The 19900-nt window shown below is 64.4% G+C and carries 15 protein-coding genes; 7 read left to right on the top strand and 8 right to left on the bottom strand.

Annotated elements, in window-relative coordinates:
* The first annotated feature begins 42 nt into the window (after nt 1-42).
* The gene (locus HDG34_RS33005; protein ID WP_008921966.1) at nt 43-186 is read left to right on the top strand and encodes a hypothetical protein; all 144 of its coding nucleotides are present in this window, start codon (nt 43-45) and stop codon (nt 184-186) included.
* Between the two features lie 284 nt (nt 187-470).
* Nucleotides 471-1388: a UTP--glucose-1-phosphate uridylyltransferase GalU gene (gene galU / locus HDG34_RS33000; protein ID WP_184066584.1), complete on the top strand. Its 918-nt coding sequence runs from the start codon at nt 471-473 to the stop codon at nt 1386-1388.
* Nucleotides 1389-1459: 71 nt separating this feature from the next.
* Here the strand turns inward: galU and HDG34_RS32995 are convergent, their stop codons facing one another.
* The 7 genes from HDG34_RS32995 to HDG34_RS32965 all read right to left on the bottom strand — a co-directional run bounded on the left by HDG34_RS32995 (nt 1460) and on the right by HDG34_RS32965 (nt 8526).
* On the bottom strand, nt 1460-3634 hold the full coding sequence (locus tag HDG34_RS32995) for a malate synthase G (protein ID WP_184066581.1): 2175 nt from the start codon (nt 3632-3634) through the stop codon (nt 1460-1462).
* Nucleotides 3635-3714: 80 nt separating this feature from the next.
* Entirely contained in the window at nt 3715-4119 is a 405-nt protein-coding gene (locus tag HDG34_RS32990; RefSeq protein WP_184003617.1) for a heme-binding protein, read from the bottom strand.
* A gap of 538 nt (nt 4120-4657) precedes the next feature.
* Entirely contained in the window at nt 4658-4915 is a 258-nt protein-coding gene (locus HDG34_RS32985; protein ID WP_184066578.1) for a hypothetical protein, read from the bottom strand.
* Between the two features lie 354 nt (nt 4916-5269).
* Nucleotides 5270-5701 carry a MarR family winged helix-turn-helix transcriptional regulator gene (locus HDG34_RS32980; protein ID WP_184066708.1) on the bottom strand — a complete coding sequence of 144 codons (432 nt, stop codon included), beginning with the start codon at nt 5699-5701 and terminating at the stop codon, nt 5270-5272.
* A gap of 96 nt (nt 5702-5797) precedes the next feature.
* Complete coding sequence (petA, locus tag HDG34_RS32975; RefSeq protein WP_184066576.1) at nt 5798-6421, bottom strand: ubiquinol-cytochrome c reductase iron-sulfur subunit; 624 nt, start codon at nt 6419-6421, stop codon at nt 5798-5800.
* Between the two features lie 134 nt (nt 6422-6555).
* Nucleotides 6556-6987 (bottom strand): carboxypeptidase regulatory-like domain-containing protein, encoded by a 432-nt coding sequence (locus HDG34_RS32970; RefSeq protein WP_090804862.1) that lies wholly within the window; start codon nt 6985-6987, stop codon nt 6556-6558.
* Nucleotides 6988-7068: 81 nt separating this feature from the next.
* Nucleotides 7069-8526, bottom strand: a complete 1458-nt coding sequence (locus tag HDG34_RS32965; RefSeq protein ID WP_260321412.1) for a PDZ domain-containing protein — start codon at nt 8524-8526, stop codon at nt 7069-7071.
* 237 nt (nt 8527-8763) lie between these two features.
* Here HDG34_RS32965 and HDG34_RS32960 point away from each other — a divergent pair, with 237 nt between their 5' ends.
* Complete coding sequence (locus tag HDG34_RS32960) at nt 8764-9645, top strand: MOSC domain-containing protein (protein WP_184066573.1); 882 nt, start codon at nt 8764-8766, stop codon at nt 9643-9645.
* Between the two features lie 38 nt (nt 9646-9683).
* Here HDG34_RS32960 and cobA read toward each other — a convergent pair whose 3' ends face one another.
* Nucleotides 9684-10484, bottom strand: a complete 801-nt coding sequence (gene cobA / locus HDG34_RS32955; protein ID WP_184066570.1) for a uroporphyrinogen-III C-methyltransferase — start codon at nt 10482-10484, stop codon at nt 9684-9686.
* Between the two features lie 594 nt (nt 10485-11078).
* Between cobA and nirB the strand changes: the two genes are divergently transcribed.
* The 4 genes from nirB to HDG34_RS32935 all read left to right on the top strand — a co-directional run bounded on the left by nirB (nt 11079) and on the right by HDG34_RS32935 (nt 19796).
* On the top strand, nt 11079-13619 hold the full coding sequence (gene nirB / locus HDG34_RS32950) for a nitrite reductase large subunit NirB (protein ID WP_184066566.1): 2541 nt from the start codon (nt 11079-11081) through the stop codon (nt 13617-13619).
* A 39-nt stretch (nt 13620-13658) separates the two neighbouring features.
* Nucleotides 13659-14024, top strand: a complete 366-nt coding sequence (gene nirD, locus HDG34_RS32945) for a nitrite reductase small subunit NirD (RefSeq protein ID WP_184066563.1) — start codon at nt 13659-13661, stop codon at nt 14022-14024.
* A 50-nt stretch (nt 14025-14074) separates the two neighbouring features.
* On the top strand, nt 14075-18259 hold the full coding sequence (locus tag HDG34_RS32940; protein WP_184066560.1) for a bifunctional nitrate reductase/sulfite reductase flavoprotein subunit alpha: 4185 nt from the start codon (nt 14075-14077) through the stop codon (nt 18257-18259).
* Between the two features lie 169 nt (nt 18260-18428).
* The gene (locus HDG34_RS32935; RefSeq protein WP_184066557.1) at nt 18429-19796 is read left to right on the top strand and encodes an MFS transporter; all 1368 of its coding nucleotides are present in this window, start codon (nt 18429-18431) and stop codon (nt 19794-19796) included.
* Nucleotides 19797-19900 lie beyond the last annotated feature (104 nt).

Here is a 19900-nt window from a genome sequence, read left to right as displayed (position 1 = left end):
TGCTAATTTAAAGCAAGGATTTTCTGACCCCGAGGTGAAGTCATGAACCTGCATTTACTGGCCGGCGTGGCCGTCCTGCTGATCCTGGTGGCCGCCTCCGCCTACCGCGATGCCTTGCGCAACGAGCCGATCCGTCGTTACCGGATGAACCCAGGCAAGCTGCCACCGGTCGACGAACAGGAATGACGTGCTGCCGAAGCCGGTCATCGGGTCGCCAGGCGACCCGTGGCAGGGGTCGTCCGAAAGGTAAGACTTTCGGATTTGCTCGATCACCAACTGGCAATGGATACGTAATAATTTCCTCAATTTGTCACAATATCCAATTGCGATTAATGCGTGAATTATCCGAATTAAATCGGAGAAAAACGCTTGCGTGAACCTCGCAGTTTTTCTGCTAGTCTTGCGCCGGCGTTGATTGGCCGCCAGGTCCGCGAACACACCAATTTCTAACCGATGTGGGAATGCCTACCATGCTGAAAGTCACCAAAGCCGTGTTTCCCGTAGCGGGCCTCGGGACACGATTCCTGCCGGCTACCAAAGCAAGTCCGAAGGAAATGCTGCCGATCGTCGACAAGCCGCTGATCCAGTACGCGGTCGAAGAAGCGATCGACGCCGGCATCACCGAGATGATCTTCGTGACGGGCCGCAGCAAGCGCGCGATCGAAGATCACTTCGATAAATCCTATGAGATCGAGTCCGAACTCGAAGCGCGCAACAAGCAGAAGCTGCTCGACCTCGTGCGTAGCATCAAGCCGGCCAACGTCGACTGCTTTTACGTGCGCCAGGCCGAAGCGCTCGGTCTCGGCCATGCGGTGCTGTGCGCCGAAAAACTGGTGGGCGACAGCCCGTTCGCGGTGATTCTCGCCGACGACCTGCTGCATAGCGCGAAGCCCGTGATGAGTCAGCTCGTCGATACCTTCAACCACTATCACAGCTCGGTGATCGGCGTCGAAACGATCGCGCGCGAGGACAGCCGCTCGTACGGCGTCGTCGACGGCCGCGAGTGGGAAGACAACGTGATCAAGCTGTCGGGCATCGTCGAGAAGCCAGCGCCGGATGAGGCGCCGTCGAATCTCGGCGTGGTGGGCCGCTACGTGCTGATGCCGACGATCTTCAAACATATCCGCGCGCTGAAGCCGGGCGCGGGCGGCGAGCTGCAACTGACCGACGCGGTGCAGTCGTTGCTGACCGAGGAGCAGGTGCTAGCGTATCGCTACTTCGGCACGCGCTTCGATTGCGGCAGCAAGCTCGGCTATCTGAAGGCGACCGTCGAATTCGCACTGCGCCATCCCGAGGTGAAGGCTGAATTCGAGGCGTATCTGCAAGCCTTTATGAAGAACGAAGCGTCAGGTGGCGAGGCGGCGCAATTGACGGCAGAAGCCGCGTGAAGTGACACGACCTGGAAGGAAAAACGGGCGCCGCATTGCACGGCGCCCGTCGTCGTTTCGGCCGGACGGCCTCAACCCTGCTTCTTCACCTCGAGCCGGAACTTGTGCAGCAACGGCTCGGTATATCCGCTCGGCTGCTGGCGCCCCTCGAAGACGAGCGCCTGCGCGGCCTTGAACGCGATCGTGTCGAAGCCGGGCGCCATCGGCTGGTAGAGCGGATCACCGGCGTTTTGCGCGTCCACCACCTTGGCCATGCGCTTGAACGTCTCCTCGACGAGCTCGCGCTTGATCACACCGTGATACAGCCAGTTGGCGATGTGCTGGCTCGAAATACGCAGCGTCGCGCGGTCTTCCATCAGGCCGACGTTGTGAATGTCCGGCACTTTCGAGCAGCCGACGCCCTGGTCGATCCAGCGCACCACATAGCCGAGAATGCCCTGCGCGTTGTTGTCGACTTCGGCGCGGATTTCGTCGTCGCTCCATTGCGCCTTTTCGACGACCGGAATCGTCAGCAGGCCGTCGAGCAGTTCGTCGCGCACCGTCGCATAGTCGGTGCGTTCGAGTTCCTGCTGGACCGCCTGCACGTCGACCTGGTGATAGTGCAGCGCGTGCAGCGTCGCCGCGGTCGGCGAGGGCACCCACGCGGTGTTCGCGCCGGCCTTCGGATGGCCGATCTTCTGCTCCAGCATCGCGTGCATCAGGTCGGGCATCGCCCACATGCCCTTGCCGATCTGCGAGCGGCCGCGCAGGCCCGCGCTCAAACCGACCAGCACGTTGCTGCGCTCGTACGACGTGATCCACTTGCTCGACTTCATGTCGCCCTTGCGCATCATCGGGCCCGCTTCCATCGCCGAGTGCATCTCGTCGCCGGTGCGATCGAGGAAGCCCGTGTTGATGAACGCGACGCGCGCCGACGCTTCGGCGATACAGGCGAGCAGATTCACGCTGGTGCGGCGCTCCTCGTCCATGATGCCCATCTTGATCGTGTTGCGCGGCAGCTTCAGCAGGTCTTCGACGCGCGCGAACAGTTCGCTCGCGAACGCGACTTCGGCCGGTCCGTGCATCTTCGGCTTCACGATATAGATCGAGCCGGTGCGCGAGTTCAGCTTGTTCTGGCGGTCGCGCAGCGCGCACAGCGTGGTGATCACCGCGTCGAGAATGCCTTCCGGAATCTCGTGGCCATCTTTTGTCAACACGGCCGGGTTCGTCATCAGATGGCCGACGTTGCGGATGAACAGCAGCGAGCGGCCATGCAGCTTGACCTGCGACTTGCCGTCTGCGCCGATGTATTCGCGATCGGCATTGAGCCGGCGCGTGAAGGTCTTGCCGTTCTTCGTGACCTGTTCGGTCAGGTCGCCGTTCATCAGGCCGAGCCAGTTGCGATAGAGCTGCACCTTGTCGTCGGCGTCGACGGCTGCGACCGAGTCTTCGCAATCGATGATCGTGGTGACGGCCGCTTCGACGACGATGTCCTTCACATGGGCGGCATCGGTCTTGCCGATCGAATCGTTCGCATCGATCTGGATCTCGACGTGCAGGCCGTTGTGCTTGAGCAGCACCGCCGACGGCGTGCTCGCGTCGCCCTGATAGCCGACCAACTGCGCGGGTGTCTTCAGCGCCGTGGTGCCGCTCTTCAGCGCGACGACCAGTTGGCCGTTCTCGACGCTATAGCGCGTTGCGTCCGCGTGCGAGCCGTTCGCGAGCGGCGCGGCCTGATCGAGGAACTTGCGCGCGTACGCGATCACGGCTGCGCCGCGCACCGGGTTGAAGCCCTTCTGCTTTTCCGCGCCGTCCGTTTCGGGGATCGCGTCGGTGCCGTACAGCGCGTCGTACAGGCTGCCCCAGCGCGCGTTTGCGGCGTTCAGCGCGTAGCGCTGGTTCGACAGCGGCACGACGAGCTGCGGGCCGGCCTGTCCGGAGATTTCGCTGTCCACGTGGTCGGTCGTGGCCTGGACGCTGGTGGGCACGGGCACGATGTAGCCGATGCCTTCGAGAAACGCACGATACGCGCGCAGATCCCGCACCGGGCCGGGATTGGCCCGATGCCAGTTGTCGAGTTCGCTTTGCAGGCGGTCGCGCTCGGCGAGCAACGCCCGATTTTTGGGCGCCAGCTCGTGCACGAGGGCGTCGAATCCCGACCAGAAAGCGGCGCTGTCGATACCGGTGCCGGGCAGGGCTTCGGATTCGACGAACTGGTCGAGGTTGGCGGCGACCTGCAGTCCGCCGCGCGGGTTCATCTGAGTCATCGACTGCTCCATCTGTTATGGGACCGACGAGGGGGCATCGGTCCGCGTTGTGTCTCGGGATTGCTTTGGCGCTCGGCGCTTTACACGCCGAGCGCCTGAATGCCGGCTTTCGCGATCTGCGCATCCTGCTCCGACTTGACGCCCGACACGCCGACCGCGCCGACCACGTGGCCGTCGACGATCACCGGCACCCCGCCTTCGAGCGTGCCCTGCAGCGGTGCGCTGAGGAACGCGGTGCGGCCGTTGTTGATCATGTCTTCATAGACCTTGGTTTCGCGCCGGCCGAGCGCCGCGGTGCGCGCTTTTTCGGTCGCGATATACGAGGTGGAGGGCGCCGCGCCGTCGAGACGCAGCACCGCGAGCGGATGGCCGCCGTCGTCCGCGACGACGATCGCGACAGGCCATTTGTTCTTCTCGGCCTCCGCGCGGGCGGCATCGACAATGCGGGTCGTCTCGGCGACGGTCAACACGGGTTTGCTCAGCATAATGAATTTCCTGTCTCGGTGATGGGAAGGTGGCGTCTACAGCTTCTTTCGGTAACCGGCGATGCGGCGCTTCAGAAGATCCTCGGGGCTCCGTTGCAAGCTTCTTGCGGCTCTCCGGCGCGCGCCTGATCCGACGATTTTACTTCCGCGCGAGGCAGCGCGAAACGGCGGCCTCGCCAGGCAGCTCTGCCCGTGCGCTCGACAGTGCCGCCGCAACGCCACGCGCCGGGCGGTCCACAAGCGCGGCCTGGTTCAGAAATAACGAGGTAGACCAGCAGATGAGCTGGTTTTCGAAGCCTTCAATGCGGCCAGACAATGGTCGCGCCGCGAGCCGTAGCGGGGGCGACGGCTTCGGTTCATCGTTGGATGACAGCGGCCAAGCGAACGAGGCCCAGTTCACGCTTTCACGAGTGAGCCAGACCCGCGCATGGGCGACGCGAACACCGCTTAGCCGCCCCCGAACCAGTCGAAACCAGTGGAAGGCGGCCGAAACTGGCTGATACGCCCGAAGAAACGTTCGATCTGCGTTCGACCTGGATCAGGTCGGTTTCCCGCACTCGCCGACAATGAGGCCAACCGGGGCAGCAGCATTGACTATGATCGCGCTGTCAGTCCGGACCACACGATGACGGCTCGGCGGTGCGACCCAGTCAGCGATCGGGGCGCGTTGATGAATGGCGATCGCGGAGAAATCCTTGCAGCCAGTTTTCAGGGCGACGTCTGAGGTCGGGTGCGCGATGGCAAGGTGGGCGAAGCCCAAACATATTCCAGCGCATAGTGCAGGCAGCGTACGCATGGTGTGTCCTCCTTGTGCGAGAGAACCGGTAGAGTGCCAGTCAACTGTCTGTCAGCTTCGATCAGTGGGGCTGTGCAGCGATCGACCTTGCTCCGCGTCGGCAGTGGCGGATCGATCGTTGGCTCGTTGAAGGCACGACAGGCCTGGTACGCTTTCAATCTATGCAGTGGCGATTAAAGCAGGCTTAAAGGCTTTCCCCGTGCCGGCACGATGATGATCGCCCGTTCTCTCCACTGTGCGGGGACGCCTTGTGGCAGGTTCCTGCTATCCATACGCTGAAGGCCCGGCAAACCAAGAATCTCGCGGATGTGAGCGCCGATGGCCGACCCGCATTGCAGGGCCGCGGCGTCAATATCAATCGGACGATCCAGCAGTCCCGCCGAAAAGGGGTATCTGTTGAACCTGGAACTGCCCCAGCGCCCAACCGAATGACTCGATTTCCCGCTTATGCAGCATCGCGAGCTTCAACAGGCACCGCTCGCCTTTTTCCGTCAGGTGGACCTGCACGAGTCGCCGGTCGGAAGCGTCGGGGTGACGCTCGACGAGCCCGGCGGCTTCGCAGCGGGACACGAGCGCCGCGGTGCCGTTGGGCGCTGCCTGCAACCGTTCAGCCAGTTCGCCGATACTGGCCCAGGAGCGGTCGGGAAATCCCCTGACGTGAAGCAGCATCTGATATTGCAGAGGCGTGACTCCTTCCGCGTGAGTAATTTCTTCCGAATACCGCAGGAACCTGCGTAACTGGTAACGGAATGCCGACATGGCTTCGAGATCCTGCTTGTTGGGCATGCCGACCCGGATGTGCGGTGATGTTTGCTTCACTTTGCTACCTGGTATTGCGTGACCCTAGCAGGAACTTCCCGCGTCCTCGACCGTATGCCGCGGCTATGCCTCCTCGCCTTTTTCATCCTGTCCGATAACGACGCTCGTCGACGACGCAAACATGTAACGCGGCACATCCAGATTCTGGGGCGCGGGTTTGTCTTTGAACACTCGACCGGCCAGGTCGTAAGTCGAGCCGTGACAAGGGCACAGAAAGCCCCCGGGCCAATCGTCGGGCAGACTGGGTTGCGGCCCGGGCTGGAAGCGGGGCAGCGGGGTGCAGCCGAGATGGGTGCAAACGCCGATCACAACGAGTATGTTGCGATGATCCGGGCGCGACCGGTATTCGTTGTTGCAGTAGGCCGGTAGCGGTATCGAGAACGGATGCACGGTATGCGGGTCGGCGACCATCGGGTTGGCCTTGAGCACGGCCGTCAGCATCTCGTTGGTTCTGTTGACGATGAAAATCGGCTTGCCGCGCCACGCCACGGTCATCATGCTGCCAGGCTCGAGTCTGCTGATGTCGGCGCTGACTGGCGCCCCGGCTGCCCTCGCACTCGCTGGCGGCGCAAACGAGTCGACAAAAGGAACGACGACCGCCACGCCTCCTATGGCGCCGACGGCCGATGTGGCGATGAGCCATCTGCGGCGGGTTTCGTCGAGAGGCTCGCTGGAACCGTTTTTCATGGCAAGCTCCGAGTCGGTTCGGTTGCCCATCGCGACTTTTCACGAGTACCGGTTACGAATGCACCACCGCGGTCGTCATGCGCCGGAAAGCCGGCGAATCGGATCGCGTGCGGCCAGAAAGGCGAAACGCCGGTCTACATCGACCACAGGAACACTTCATGCACATGCGACGACGGAGCGATATTCACGTCCCTGCGCTCCGTCTTGCCGTTATATGTGGCGCTTACGCTATACCGGCCGTGAGGCAGCGACGCCAACAGGAAAGGACCCTTTGCGGTGGTCTGCAATATCGTATTGCCGTGCATGTCGGATAGCGTCACCGGGATATTCGCAAGGTATTCGTTGCCGCTAGCCGCCTTGCCCGCAAACTCGAGCGTGAGTGGATACCTTGGCATGACCTCCTTGATAGCGGTGGATTGGCCAAGGCCGATCCCGCCGCTCAGGAACGTAACCTCACCCTCGTGCTGTACCGCGGGTAAAGGCTGAGTTGCCGCGAACGCGTATTGGACGCTTGCACTCAGTGCGAGTGCCGTCAAGCCAACTTTGACGATTGCGTGCTGGTTCATTTCGAGCTCCTCGTAAGGTGTGGCGATGAGGTACGCGCCGCCACTGCGCTGCCAGGGTCTATTTACATATATAAACAGACCCTAGCCCATGTCGATGGTGACGAACATGCGCTGTCCGTCGCGTTGGACCAATAGCGCGACCGCGTTACCGCTGTTCGCCGCTTTCCGCCGGAACTGGGCGGGACTTGCTACATGAGTGCTGTCGACCATCAGGATGATGTCTCCCGGTTCGATGCCGGCGAGCGCGCCGGCCCCCGTGCTTTTTTCGACCAGGACACCACCTTCGACACCTGCGTCGTGTCGCTCCTGTGCGGTCAAACCGCGCACGGTCAACCCATCGGGAGCTGCGACCTGCGCAATGGCCGGGATCTCGGCAGGAGTGGCATTCAGACTGCCAAGCGCGACTGTCGTATCGTGCGTGGCGTTATCGCGCCAGTACGCGAGATGGACGGACGTGCCCGGTTTGAGATCGGCTACTGTGACGGGCAACTGGGTCGAATCTGGAATATCAACGCCATTGACCTTCATGATGACGTCGCCTGGTCTGAGACCGGACCTGGCAGCCGGTCCTCGCGGGTCGACCGAGCTGACGAGCGCCCCTTGCGGCCTGTTCAGACCGAAAGATTGCGCAAGCGGCCAACTGACATCCTGAATCGTGATGCCGAGGCGTCCGTGTTCCGCCTCGTGGTGCAGTTGCAACTGTCGGGCAACTTTCATCGCTTCATCGATCGGCAGCACGAACGCGGCTCCTTCAACGTCGCCGATCTCTTTCGTGATAGGCATTTCGATCCCAATGACGTTGCCGTTCAGACTGAACACCGGGCTGCCTGCATCGCCCGCATTTTCGGTCACGTCAGTCTGGATAAGCGGTACATACGACTCGCCTGGCAAAGGCCGCGACATGTTGCTGATGATGCCTGCCGTCACCGTGTCGTTCAGTCCATAAGGGGAGCCGATCGAGACGACCCACTGACCGGCCTTGTTCGCGGACGGTGAGCCAATTTTGACTGTCGGCAGTTTGGTGGCGGGAATCTTGAGCAGCGCGATACCGCTCGCTGGGTCGTCGCCGACCACCGTGGCCTTGAACTTGCGACCGTCCTTTAGCGTCACGCTGATTCGGGTTGCTTTGGTTATCAGGCTGGAGTCGGTGAGAATGTAACCATCGGCGGCGATGATGAATCCAGAGCCGCTGCGTTGCGATGCCAGGCCTGGCGCGCCAGGAGGGGCGTAGGCGAACTGCTGGAACTGCCGGGTAAAAGGATCGTCTTCGCTGCCGGCCGGCGGCCAGAGGGGAGTGAAGGTGGCGACGGGTTGAGCGGCTGTCACGCTGATATTGACGACTGCTTTGCCTTCTTCGCTGACGAGGCGCGAGAAGTCCGTCACTATCGCGGGCGCCGTGTCGTGGCCTGGAAGCCTGGCAGCCGGCACATTCGCGCCGGAGCTTACGTTGTTCGGAGGGGATTGCGCCATGCAGCCCGCGGACACCGCCACGGTCAGACATTCCACGATCAGGAAGTACTTGAGGTTGTCGCGTCGCATCACATGCCCCCCGACACGAGCAGTTGAGTCGGTTGAGTCGGAGTAACGCGTCTGTCCGATGCGTTCTCCATGCTGCTGTGATTCGACTCTAGGTCGCCACTTTTAAAACAAGCTTAAAAAAAGCCCGATGAGAGGGTCCGGCTCGCACGTCCCCGTCAACGCTAATTTCGGTACTATACGGATCTACTTTCAGTCCCCGATTTTCGCCGGAACTGCGCTCCCGACCCGCGTGCAACCATGCCTACCATCAACGAACTGTTCGTCTATCCGATCAAATCCTGCGCGGGCATCGCGCTCACCGAGGCGCGGCTGTTGGCGACGGGCCTCGAATACGACCGCAACTGGATGATCGTCGATCCCGAAGGCGCGATGTTCACGCAGCGCGCGTATCCGCGCATGGCGCTGATCAAGGTCGAACCCGGCGCAGAGGATCTGATCGTCAGCGCGCCGGGCATGCGTGAGCTGCGCACGCCGCTCGATGCCGCGCGGCTCGCCGCGGCACCCAGGGTCGCTACCGCGGTGTGGCGCGACGCGGCCTACGGGCTCGACACCGGCGCAGAAACGGCGGCCTGGTTCACGGAGTTCCTCGGTCTGCCCGCGCGCTTGCTGCGCTTCGATCCCGAGCGGGAACGCGTCGTCGATCCGGACTATACGGACAGCACGGGGGGCGCCACGACCTTTTTTGCCGATGGCTTTCCGCTGCTGGTGGTCGGCCAGGCCTCGCTCGACGATCTGAACGCGCGCCTGAACGGCAAAGGCGCACCGTCGATCGGAATCGATCGCTTCAGGCCCAATATCGTGCTCAGCGGCCTCGATGCCTATGAAGAGGACTATGTCGAGACACTCGCCGTCGGCGCGAATGCGGAGTCGAGCGCGCGCGTCGAGTTACGGCTCGTCAAGCTGTGCTCGCGCTGTCCGATGCCGACCATCGATCAGGCGCGCGGCGCGCCCGATCCCGACTGGCCGAACGAACCGACCGACACGATGCTCGGTTACCGAGTCAGCGAACGCTTCGACGGCGCGGTCACGTTCGGCAACAACGCGCTGGTCGCGAGCGGGGCGGGGGCCTGGCTGCGCGTCGGGCAGCAGGTCGACGCGGAGCTCGGGTTCGGCGATTGATGGGATGAAAGGCGGGCGAGGCCCGCTTCGAGCGCCGATCAGGCTGCCCGCGCCATGGCCGACGCGGGTAGTGTTTGCCCATCTCGATTGCCGCGAGCTTCGCGTTCCCAGCAAGGCGCTTCGGCGCTCTCGCCAACCGCATTGCCCACCAGAATCACCGCCGGACTGCCGAAGCCGGCGCCGAGCGCATCGGCGGCGAGCCGATCGAGCCGCGTCAACAGGCGCCGCTCGCCGCCGCCGCCGGCCCACTGCACGACCGCGGCCGGCGTTTCGGCCGGCAGGTGCGCGAGCAACGCAGCGGCGATGCCGTCGATGCGCCGCATGCCCATATAGATCGCGAGCGTCGTGCGCGTCGCGGCAAGGGCGCCCCAGTCCGGCTCGCCGTGATCTTCGGTGTGCGCCGTGACGAAGCTCACGCCGTGGCAATGCCGCCGATGCGTGAGCGACATGCCGAGACCCGCGGCGGCCGCGAAGCCCGACGAGATGCCGTTGACGATCTCGACCGCGAGGCCCGCATCGCGCAGCACCGCGAGTTCCTCGCCCGCGCGACCAAACAGCAGCGCTTCGCCGCCTTTGACCCGCACCACGTGCAGACCCTTCAGCGCATAACGCCGCATCAGCCGCTCGATGAACGCCTGCGGCGTCGAGCGGCAGCCGCCGCGTTTGCCGACGCGAATCACGCGCGCCTGCGGCGCGAGGGTCACGATGTCGGGATTCGCGAGGTCGTCGAGCAGCACGACGTCGGCGGCCGCGAGCGCCTTGACGGCCTTCAGCGTCAGCAAGTCGAGCTCGCCCGGGCCGGCGCTCAGCAGCGTGACCTTGCCGGTGTTGGTGTTCATGTCGGTGTCCTTATGCCGTTGGTTTCCGTCGGCCCGAAACGAAAACGGCGCCCGCCCGTGAAGATCACGAGGGGACGCCGTTGTCCGTTGCATTGCCTGTCGACGGTTGAGTCTGCGCGTCGCGACGACGTTGCCGCGATGACGTTGCGCAAGAGTAATGCAAGGACCACGCCATCGATCCGATCAAGGCGCGCAAGCCGTTGCCACACATTGCGATTCACGCGGAAAACATGACGGCGATCGCACGCCCGTGCGCCTTCGTTTCGCACGTCGACAGTGCTGCGTCGCACCATCCCTGTGCCTGGCCGCCTCAAAACGCGTCGCGCGCGGGCTCCGGTCCGAAGCCGCGCGAGTTGCCGCAAATCCCCGCCACACCGCGCTTTCGGGCGCATTTATCGAAATTGGCACAGCCCTTGCGATAAGCGTTGCCATCGGACCAACGTGGGTTCGTCGCGCTTGCAGCACAACTGCACGCGCCCCGCAGCACCCAACAGGACAACGGCGTCCCCCGAATTCGGCCCCTCGGCTGGATTCGCGGGACGCCGTTTTTATTTCCGCAATCGCTTTCGCCAGACACCAGAGGACAGCGCGCTCATGAAAATCATCGTTATCGGCCACGGGATGGTCGGCCACAAACTGGTCGAATGCCTGGCGCAACGGGCCGCGCACGATCTCGACATCACGGTGCTGGGCGAAGAATCGCGACCGGCCTACGATCGCGTGCATCTGTCCGAGTTCTTCTCGGGCAAGACCGCCGATGACCTGTCGCTCGTCGAGCCGGGCTTCTTCGAGCGCCACGGCGTGCAACTGAAGCTGAACGCGCGGGCGGTCGCGGTCGATCGCGACGCGCGCACGGTGACGGTCGCGACCGGCGAAACGCTGCCGTACGACCGCCTCGTGTTCGCGACCGGCTCCTATCCGTTCGTGCCGCCGGTGCCGGGCCGCGAGCGCGGCGACTGCTTCGTCTATCGAACGATCGACGATCTCGAAGCGATGCGCGAATGCGGCGCCCGCTCGAAAGCGGGCACGGTCGTGGGCGGGGGCCTGCTCGGTCTCGAATGCGCGAAGGCGCTGCGCGACATGGGTCTGCAAACGCACGTGGTCGAATTCGCGCCGCGCCTGATGGCGGTGCAGGTCGACGACGGCGGCGGCCGCGTATTGCGCGGCCGGATCGAAGAGCTTGGCGTCACAGTGCACACGCAGAAGAACACGACGGCGATCGTCGATGGCGAAGCGGGCACGCACCGCATGCAGTTCGCCGACGGCAGCCATCTCGACACCGACATGATCGTGTTCTCCGCCGGCATCCGTCCGCGCGACGATCTCGCTCGCGCATGCGGCCTCGAACTCGGCGCGCGCGGCGGCATCGCCATCGACGACGCGTGCCGCACCAGCGATCCGCACATCTATGCGATCGGCGAATGCGCGCTGTGGCACGGCCAGCTGTTCGGGCTCGTCGCGCCCGGCTACGAGATGGCGCGCGTGGTCGCGAAGCAGTTGCTCGGCGACCCGGCCGAATTCGCCGGCGCCGACATGAGCACGAAGCTCAAGCTGATGGGCGTCGACGTCGCCAGCATCGGCGACGCGCACGGCAATACGCCGGGCAGCCGCACCTACCAGTTCAGCGACGAACGCAAGCAGATCTACAAGAAGCTCGTCGTGTCCGATTGCGGCAAGCATCTGCTCGGCGGCGTGATGGTCGGCGACGCGAGCGAATACGGCACGCTGCTGCAGATGATGCTGAACCGCATCGAGCTGCCAGCGTCCCCCGAATTCCTGATCCTGCCGCAAGCGGACGGCAGCGCGAAGCCGGCGCTCGGCGTCGAGGCGTTGCCCGCGGCCGCGCAGATCTGCTCGTGCAACAACGTGTCGAAGGGCGAGCTGTGCGCAGCCGTGTGCGCGGGCGCGACGGACATCGGCGCGTTGAAGAGCGCGACCGGCGCGGGCACCTCGTGCGGCGGCTGCGTGCCGCTCGTCACGCAGGTGATGAAGGCCGAGATGAAGAAGCAGGGCCTCGCGGTGAACAACCACGTCTGCGAGCACTTCCCGTATTCGCGCCAGGAGCTGTATCACCTCGTGCGCGTCGAGGGAGTGCGCAGTTTCGGCGCGCTGCTCGCCAAGCATGGCCGCGGGCTCGGTTGCGACATCTGCAAGCCGGCGGTCGCGAGCATTCTCGCGTCGTGCTGGAACGAATTCGTGCTGAGGAAGGAGCACGCGTCGCTGCAGGACACCAACGACTACTACCTCGCGAACATCCAGCGCGACGGCACCTATTCGGTCGTGCCGCGCATGCCGGGCGGCGAAGTGACGCCCGACGGCCTGATCGCGGTCGCGCAGGTCGCGAAGAAATATGGCCTCTACACGAAGATCACCGGCGGCCAGCGTGTCGATCTGTTCGGCGCGCGCGTCGAGCAATTGCCGTCGATCTGGGAAGAGCTGATCGCGGCCGGCTTCGAATCGGGTCACGCGTACGGCAAATCGCTGCGTACGGTGAAGTCGTGCGTCGGCTCGACGTGGTGCCGCTATGGCGTCGGCGATTCGGTCGGTCTCGCGGTCGAACTCGAGAATCGCTACAAGGGCCTGCGCACGCCGCACAAGATCAAGTTCGGCGTGTCGGGCTGCACCCGCGAATGCGCGGAAGCGCAGGGCAAGGACGTCGGCGTGATCGCGACCGAGAAGGGCTGGAATCTCTACGTGTGCGGCAACGGCGGCATGAAGCCGCGTCACGCGGAACTGCTCGCCTCGGACCTCGATAAGGCGACGCTCGTGCGCTATATCGACCGCTTCCTGATGTTCTACGTGCGCACCGCCGACCGACTGCAACGCACCAGCGTGTGGCGCGACAACCTCGAAGGCGGGCTCGACTACCTGATCGACGTGATCGTCGACGACCGCCTTGGCGTCGCCAACGAGCTCGAAGTGGAGATGCAGCATGTGGTCGACACGTACGAGTGCGAATGGAAAAAGGCCGTCACCGATCCCGAAACGCGCAAGCGCTTCCGCCATTTCGTCAACAGCGGCGAGTCCGATAGCAACGTCGCGTTCGTCGAGGAGCGCGGACAGATCCGGCCGGCAACGCCCGCTGAGCGGCAGGTGCAGCGCATCGAGATTCCCGTTGTCGTCGAGACGGTTTGACCTCATCCGATTCCCGCTTAACTCAAAAGGAGCCCAGTGATGAAGAACGAACGCTTGCCCCGCGCCTGGACCGCGATCTGCGCACTCGACGACATCGTGCCGAACACCGGCGTTTGCGCGCTCGTCAATGGCGAACAGGTGGCCGTGTTTCACGTCGATGGCGGCCAAGTCGAGTCGCCGGCCGAGCCCACGGTCTACGCGATCGAAAACTTCGATCCGGGTTCGCACGCGGCGGTGCTGTCGCGCGGACTCGTCGGCAGCCTCGGCGAGCGCATCGTCGTCGCGTCGCCGATCTACAAGCATCACTTCGATCTGCGCACCGGCGAATGCCTCGAAACGCCGTCGTATTCGGTCAGCGCATTTGCCACGCGCGTCGAAAACGGCCAGGTGTGGGTCGCGGTTTGAGGTAGCGGCCTTTGTCCATCGTTCTGATGTTTCAACCCGATCATTCGCGCATGTCTGCTACCAGCGTAAAGAGCGTGTGTCCGTATTGCGGCGTCGGCTGCGGCATGGTGCTGCACGTCGAGGACGGCCAGGTCGTGAAGATCGCTGGCGACAAGGAGCATCCGGCCAACCTGGGCCGGCTCTGCACCAAAGGGCAGTCGGCCCACGTCGCGCTGCGCAAGTCGGGTCGTCTCGAAGGCGCGTTCGTGCGTCGTGCGCGCGACGAAGACCCGGTGCCGCTGCCGATGGCGCAGGCGCTGAGCGATACCGCCGCGCGTCTGCGGCGCGTGCTCGACGAGCATGGTCCCGATGCGCTGTCGTTTTACGTGTCGGGGCAGATGTCGCTCGAAGCGCAGTATCTGGTCAACAAGCTCGCGAAGGGCTTTATCGGCACGAACAATATCGAAGCGAATTCGCGCCTGTGCATGGCGAGCGCGGCGAGCGGCTACAAGCTGTCGCTCGGCGCGGACGGTCCGCCCGGCTCGTACGAAGACTTCGATCACGCGGATCTGTTTTTCGTCAGCGGCGCGAATATGGCCGACTGCCACCCGATCCTGTTCCTGCGCATGATGGATCGCGTGAAGGCGGGCGCGAAGCTGATCGTCGTCGATCCGCGCCGCAACACGACCGCCGGGAAAGCCGATCTGTTCCTGCAGATCAAACCCGGCACCGACCTCGCGCTGCTGAACGGTCTGCTGCATCTGCTGCACGAAAACGGCGCAACGGATGCGGCTTTTATCGGCGAACACACCGAAGGCTGGGACGCGATGCCCGCGTTTCTGGCCGGGTACACGCCGGAGAACGTCGCCCGCATCACGGGCCTCGCCGCCGACGACATCCGTCGCGCCGCGCAGATGATCGCGTCGGCCAAAGACTGGATGAGTTGCTGGACGATGGGCCTGAACCAGAGCACGCACGGCACGTGGCACACCAACGCGCTGTGCAATCTGCATCTGGCGACGGGCCGCATCTGCCGGCGCGGCAGTGGACCGTTCTCGCTGACGGGCCAACCGAACGCGATGGGCGGCCGCGAAATGGGCTATCTGGGCCATGGTCTGCCGGGGCAGCGTTCGGCGCTGGTCGCCGCAGATCGCGCGTTCGTCGAAGCACTGTGGGGCATCGCACCGGGCACGCTCAAAGCGGACGCGGGCCACGGCACGATCGACATGTTCGCGCGCATGGCCGCGGGCGACATCAAGGCGTGCTGGATCATCTGCACGAATCCGGTCGCGACCGTCGCGAACCGGCAGACCGCGATCGCCGGTTTGCGCGCGGCCGAACTCGTGATCGCGCAGGACGCGTTCCTCGATACCGAAACAAACCGCTACGCCGACGTGTTGCTGCCCGGCGCGTTGTGGGCCGAAGCCGAAGGCGTGATGGTCAACTCGGAGCGCAATCTGACGCTGATGCAGCAGGCCATCGAACCGCCCGGCGCGGCGCTGCCCGACTGGCAGATCATCGCGCGCATCGCGTGTGAAATGGGCTTTGCCGATGCGTTCAGTTATGCGAGCGCCGACGAAGTGTTCGCCGAACTCACGCGCGCGGCGAATCCGGCGACCGGCTACGACCTGCGCGGCGCGAGCCATCGCCGCTTGAAGGACGCGCCACTGCAGTGGCCGATCGCGTCGGCCGATTCGTCCGAGCGCAATCCGCTTCGCTATCTGAATGACGGCGTGAGCCAGACACTCAGGGAGTCGGAAGATGGCGGCCACCCGCGCATTGCTTTTCCGACCGCGAGCGGCAGGGCGAAGTTTTTCGCGCGTGCGTATCAGCCCGCGGCCGAGTTGCCCGATCGCGAGTTTCCGATCGTGTTGAACACGGGCCGTCTGCAGCATCAGTGGCACACGATGACCAAGACCGGCAAGGTCGCGATGCTGAACAAGCTGAACCCCGGACCCTTCGTCGAAATTCATCCGGACGACGCGGCCGAACTCGGGATTCGCGCGAAGGACGCGGTCGAGATCCGTTCGCGGCGCGGCCGCGCGGTCCTGCCCGCCGTCGTCACCGATCGTGTGAGCGCGGGTCAGTGCTTCGCGCCGATGCACTGGAACGACGTGTTCGGCGACGAACTGTGCATCAATGCGGTGACCAACGACGCGGTCGATCCGGTTTCTCTGCAGCCCGAACTGAAAGTCTGCGCGGTCGCGCTGAGTCCGGTGACGGCGGATCGCGACGCGAGCACTCGCAATGACGACGATGCGCTCTCTACCCCCGCCGACGCAGCGGTTTTAGCGCCCAGCGCCAAGGATCAACCCATGCCTCGTATCGAAGCCCTCACCACTTTGCTGCAACTGCCGCCCGAGCCCGCGCCCGTGCCGTCGCTCAGCGACGCGGAGCGCGCGTATCTGGCGGGTTTCGTCAGTGGCCTGCGTTCGGCCGAAGCGCAAGGTCTCGTCAACGTGCCGGTGCTGCCGCACAGCGCACCGTTCGATGCGGTGAAGCGGCTCTATGTCGATGGTCTGCTTGCGGGACTGTATAGCCGCAGCGCGACGACAGCCCAGACGTCGACCGCTGCCTTGCGGCCGAATCTCGCGCAGGAAGAGCCACGCGAATCGGGCGTGCGCATCGTGCGCGTGCGGCCGAAGGTCACGCTGTTGTGGGCCTCGCAAACCGGCAACACCGAATCGCTGACCGAGCGTTACGCGACGCGTCTGATGGAATCGGGCTTCGAAATCCGCACCGCGTGCATGGCCGACTATTCGTTCGCGACGCTCGCGAAGGCGCAATACGTGCTGCTGATGACCAGCACGTTCGGCGACGGCGATGCGCCCGACAACGCGCAGGACTTCTGGACGCAACTGAACGCCGCCTCGGCGCCGCGCCTCGACGGCGTGCGTTTCGCGGTGCTCGCGCTCGGCGATCGCAACTACGATCAGTTCTGCGGTCACGGCCGCCGTCTGGACGAGCGGCTCGCCGCGCAGGGTGCGCTGCGTCTGAGCGAGCGCGTCGATTGCGATACTGAATATCAGCAGGGCGCCGATGCATGGCTCGAACGCGTGATCGTCTGCATCAAGCAGGCGGATGCCGCGCTGTACGCGGTGCCGCCGGGCGGCATGATCAACGCGGTGGTGGGCGCGGTGCCGACCAAGGCGCGGCCGGCCGCGTCGCGCGTCGTCGGCAATCTGCGCCTGAACCGGCAGGGCGCCGCGAAGGATACGCGCTACGTGTCGCTGCAAACGGGCGGGACGAACCTCGAATACGAAGCGGGCGATGCGCTCGGCGTGTGGCCGAGCAACTGCCCCGAACTCGTCGACGAACTGATCACGCTGAGCGGTTTGCACGCGGAGGCATCGGTGCACGTCGCGGGTATCGGCGACATGCGGCTCGCCGATGCGCTCGGCAAGCACTACGAGATCGCGCGGCCGAGCGCCGAGGCGCTCGCGTTCGTCGCGGCGCGCAGCGGCAATGGCGCGCTGGGCGATCTGCTCGCGCCCGAACGCAAGGCGGATCTGAAGCAATGGCTATGGGGACAGCAGCTCGCCGACGTATTGCACGAGTTTCCGGTGAGCCTCTCAGCCGCCGAGCTGACCGGCATGCTGAAACGCCTGCAGCCGCGTCTGTATTCGATCGCATCGAGCCCGAAGGCGCATCCGGGCGAAGTGCATCTGACGGTATCGGCGGTGCGTTACAGCAACGGGCGGCGGCACCGCAAGGGCGTGTCGTCGACGTTTCTCGCGGATCGCGCAAGCGACACCGATGTGCCCGTGTTCGTGCAGAAGTCCGCGCACTTTCGTCCTCCTCATCAATCGGACACGCCGATGATCATGGTCGGGCCGGGCACCGGCATCGCACCGTTTCGCGGCTTTCTGCACGAACGGCAGGCACGCGGCGAGCGCGGACGCAACTGGTTGTTCTTCGGCGAACAGCATGCCGCGACCGACTTCTACTATCGCGACGAACTCGAAGCGATGCGCGCGAGCGGTCTGCTGACCCGGCTCGATGTCGCGTTCTCGCGTGACCAGGCCGACAAGATCTATGTGCAGGACCGCATGCGCGAACACGGTGCGCAACTGTGGGCATGGCTCGAAGACGGTGCGCATTTCTATGTATGCGGCGACGCGAACCGGATGGCGCGCGATGTCGATGCGGCGCTGAAGGACGTCATCACGACTCACGGTGGCATGAGCGAAGAGAAAGCACTCGAATACGTGAGCCGTCTGACGCGCGAAAAGCGTTATGCACGCGACGTGTATTGAGCCGCCGATGCGTTTCAGAAGATGCCTTTAAAAAGGCCTCGTAACAGACAGCACGATGGCATGACGCTTGCATGTCGATCCCGGTGAAAACTCCGGGCGACGTGCCGGCGCAAAACACAAGTAACGCAGCAACTGGACTACCAGGCATTTTATTTACTGAGGATCTCTGATGAAAAACGTAATGCACTCCCTGCGAAGCGGTGATTGGCGCGCACTCGTCGCCTGCTTTCTGTATTTCGACACGGGCTTCACCGTCTGGGTGCTGTATGGGCCGCTCGCGCCGTTCATCAGCAAGAGCATCGCGATGACGCCCGCGCAGCAGGGGCTGCTCGTCGCGGTGCCGGTGTTGTCCGCGGCGATTCTGCGCGTGACGCTCGGCAATCTGTATCAGTCCGCGCACGGCAAACGCATTGCGTTGATGGGCGTGCTGCTGTCGGCGGTGCCGACGATCGTGCTGCCGTTGCTGCAATCGGTGCCGTCGTACGAAATGCTGCTGGTGCTCGGCGTGTTCCTTGGCGTCGGCGGCGCCAGCTTCGCGGTCGCGCTGCCGATGGCCGGCAGTAACTATCCGCCGAAAGTGCAGGGCCTCGTCTTGGGGCTGGCCGCGGCCGGCAACATCGGCGCGGTGCTCGACGGCTTCCTGTTCCCGCAACTGGCGACGCGCTACGGTTGGCAGCTCGCCGCGGGCGGCGCCTTGCCGCTGCTCGCGATCGCCGCGATCACGCTGTACTTCTGGGCCAACGACGCGGGCGTCAAAACCGGCAGCGTGCTGCGCGCCTTCGGCAGTTTCGCGACGACGCTGGTCGGCCTGATCGCGCTCGTGCTGCTCGTCGAAGCGGGGCTATTCGGCGCGGGCAAGACCGGCGTGCTGCTGCTGCCGGTGATCGGTGCGCTGCTGGCGATCGCGGTGCTGCCGCAACGCTACCGCTCGGTGCTCGCCGAGCGCGATACGTGGGTCATCATGCTCGTCTATAGCATCACGTTTGGCGGTTTCGTCGGTATGTCCTCGTATGTGTCGCTGCTGCTGACCAACCTGTATCAACTGTCGAAAATCGACGCGGGCCTGTTCATGGCGCTGCTCGCCGCGACCGGCGCGATGGTGCGCCCGCTCGGCGGCCTGATTGCCGACCGCGTGTCGGGCGTGCGCGCGCTGACCGTGCTGCTGGCGATCATCGCGGTTTGCGATTTCCTGTTCGCGGCGGCGATGCCGTCGCTCGCGGGCGGCATTGCGTTGCTGCTGTGCCTGTATGTCGCGTTCGGACTCGGCAATGGCGCGACGTTTCAGCTCGTGCCGCATCGCTGGGCCGGCCGCACCGGGCTGATGTCCGGCATCATCGGCGCGGCGGGCGGCATCGGCGGCTTCTATCTGCCGGTCGTGATGGGCATCGCGAAGGAGAGCACCGGCAGCTATCAAATGGGCTTCGCGACGTTCGGCACACTGTCGGCTTGCGCGTTCCTTGCGATCGTCGCGCTGCGCCGGCCGTGGATGGCGTGGTCGATGCAAACCGGCGTCATGCACGCGCATGCGACGGAGTAAGGCGCGGCGCGCGGCGTCCGGTCGTGCCGGCGCCGCACGCATCACGCTCTGAACAAAGCGCAGTCGAATGCTTGCATATCGGAGGCGGTGCTTCTAATATGCAG

The organism is Paraburkholderia sp. HC6.4b (genome assembly GCF_014200875.1).
Classification (GTDB): domain Bacteria; phylum Pseudomonadota; class Gammaproteobacteria; order Burkholderiales; family Burkholderiaceae; genus Paraburkholderia; species Paraburkholderia tuberum.
The sequence above is the reverse complement of the archived record's forward strand: the minus strand, read 5'-3'. Positions and strand labels throughout refer to the sequence as shown.

What these genes read in the sequence shown, in the direction of transcription:
- HDG34_RS33005 (WP_008921966.1), top strand. Translation starts at nt 43, where the DNA reads ATGAACCTGCATTTACTGGCCGGCGTGGCCGTCCTGCTGATCCTGGTG.
- galU (WP_184066584.1), top strand. Translation starts at nt 471, where the DNA reads ATGCTGAAAGTCACCAAAGCCGTGTTTCCCGTAGCGGGCCTCGGGACA.
- HDG34_RS32995 (WP_184066581.1), bottom strand. Translation starts at nt 3,634, where the DNA reads ATGACTCAGATGAACCCGCGCGGCGGACTGCAGGTCGCCGCCAACCTC.
- HDG34_RS32990 (WP_184003617.1), bottom strand. Translation starts at nt 4,119, where the DNA reads ATGCTGAGCAAACCCGTGTTGACCGTCGCCGAGACGACCCGCATTGTC.
- HDG34_RS32985 (WP_184066578.1), bottom strand. Translation starts at nt 4,915, where the DNA reads ATGCGTACGCTGCCTGCACTATGCGCTGGAATATGTTTGGGCTTCGCC.
- HDG34_RS32980 (WP_184066708.1), bottom strand. Translation starts at nt 5,701, where the DNA reads ATGCCCAACAAGCAGGATCTCGAAGCCATGTCGGCATTCCGTTACCAG.
- petA (WP_184066576.1), bottom strand. Translation starts at nt 6,421, where the DNA reads ATGAAAAACGGTTCCAGCGAGCCTCTCGACGAAACCCGCCGCAGATGG.
- HDG34_RS32970 (WP_090804862.1), bottom strand. Translation starts at nt 6,987, where the DNA reads ATGAACCAGCACGCAATCGTCAAAGTTGGCTTGACGGCACTCGCACTG.
- HDG34_RS32965 (WP_260321412.1), bottom strand. Translation starts at nt 8,526, where the DNA reads ATGCGACGCGACAACCTCAAGTACTTCCTGATCGTGGAATGTCTGACC.
- HDG34_RS32960 (WP_184066573.1), top strand. Translation starts at nt 8,764, where the DNA reads ATGCCTACCATCAACGAACTGTTCGTCTATCCGATCAAATCCTGCGCG.
- cobA (WP_184066570.1), bottom strand. Translation starts at nt 10,484, where the DNA reads ATGAACACCAACACCGGCAAGGTCACGCTGCTGAGCGCCGGCCCGGGC.
- nirB (WP_184066566.1), top strand. Translation starts at nt 11,079, where the DNA reads ATGAAAATCATCGTTATCGGCCACGGGATGGTCGGCCACAAACTGGTC.
- nirD (WP_184066563.1), top strand. Translation starts at nt 13,659, where the DNA reads ATGAAGAACGAACGCTTGCCCCGCGCCTGGACCGCGATCTGCGCACTC.
- HDG34_RS32940 (WP_184066560.1), top strand. Translation starts at nt 14,075, where the DNA reads ATGTCTGCTACCAGCGTAAAGAGCGTGTGTCCGTATTGCGGCGTCGGC.
- HDG34_RS32935 (WP_184066557.1), top strand. Translation starts at nt 18,429, where the DNA reads ATGAAAAACGTAATGCACTCCCTGCGAAGCGGTGATTGGCGCGCACTC.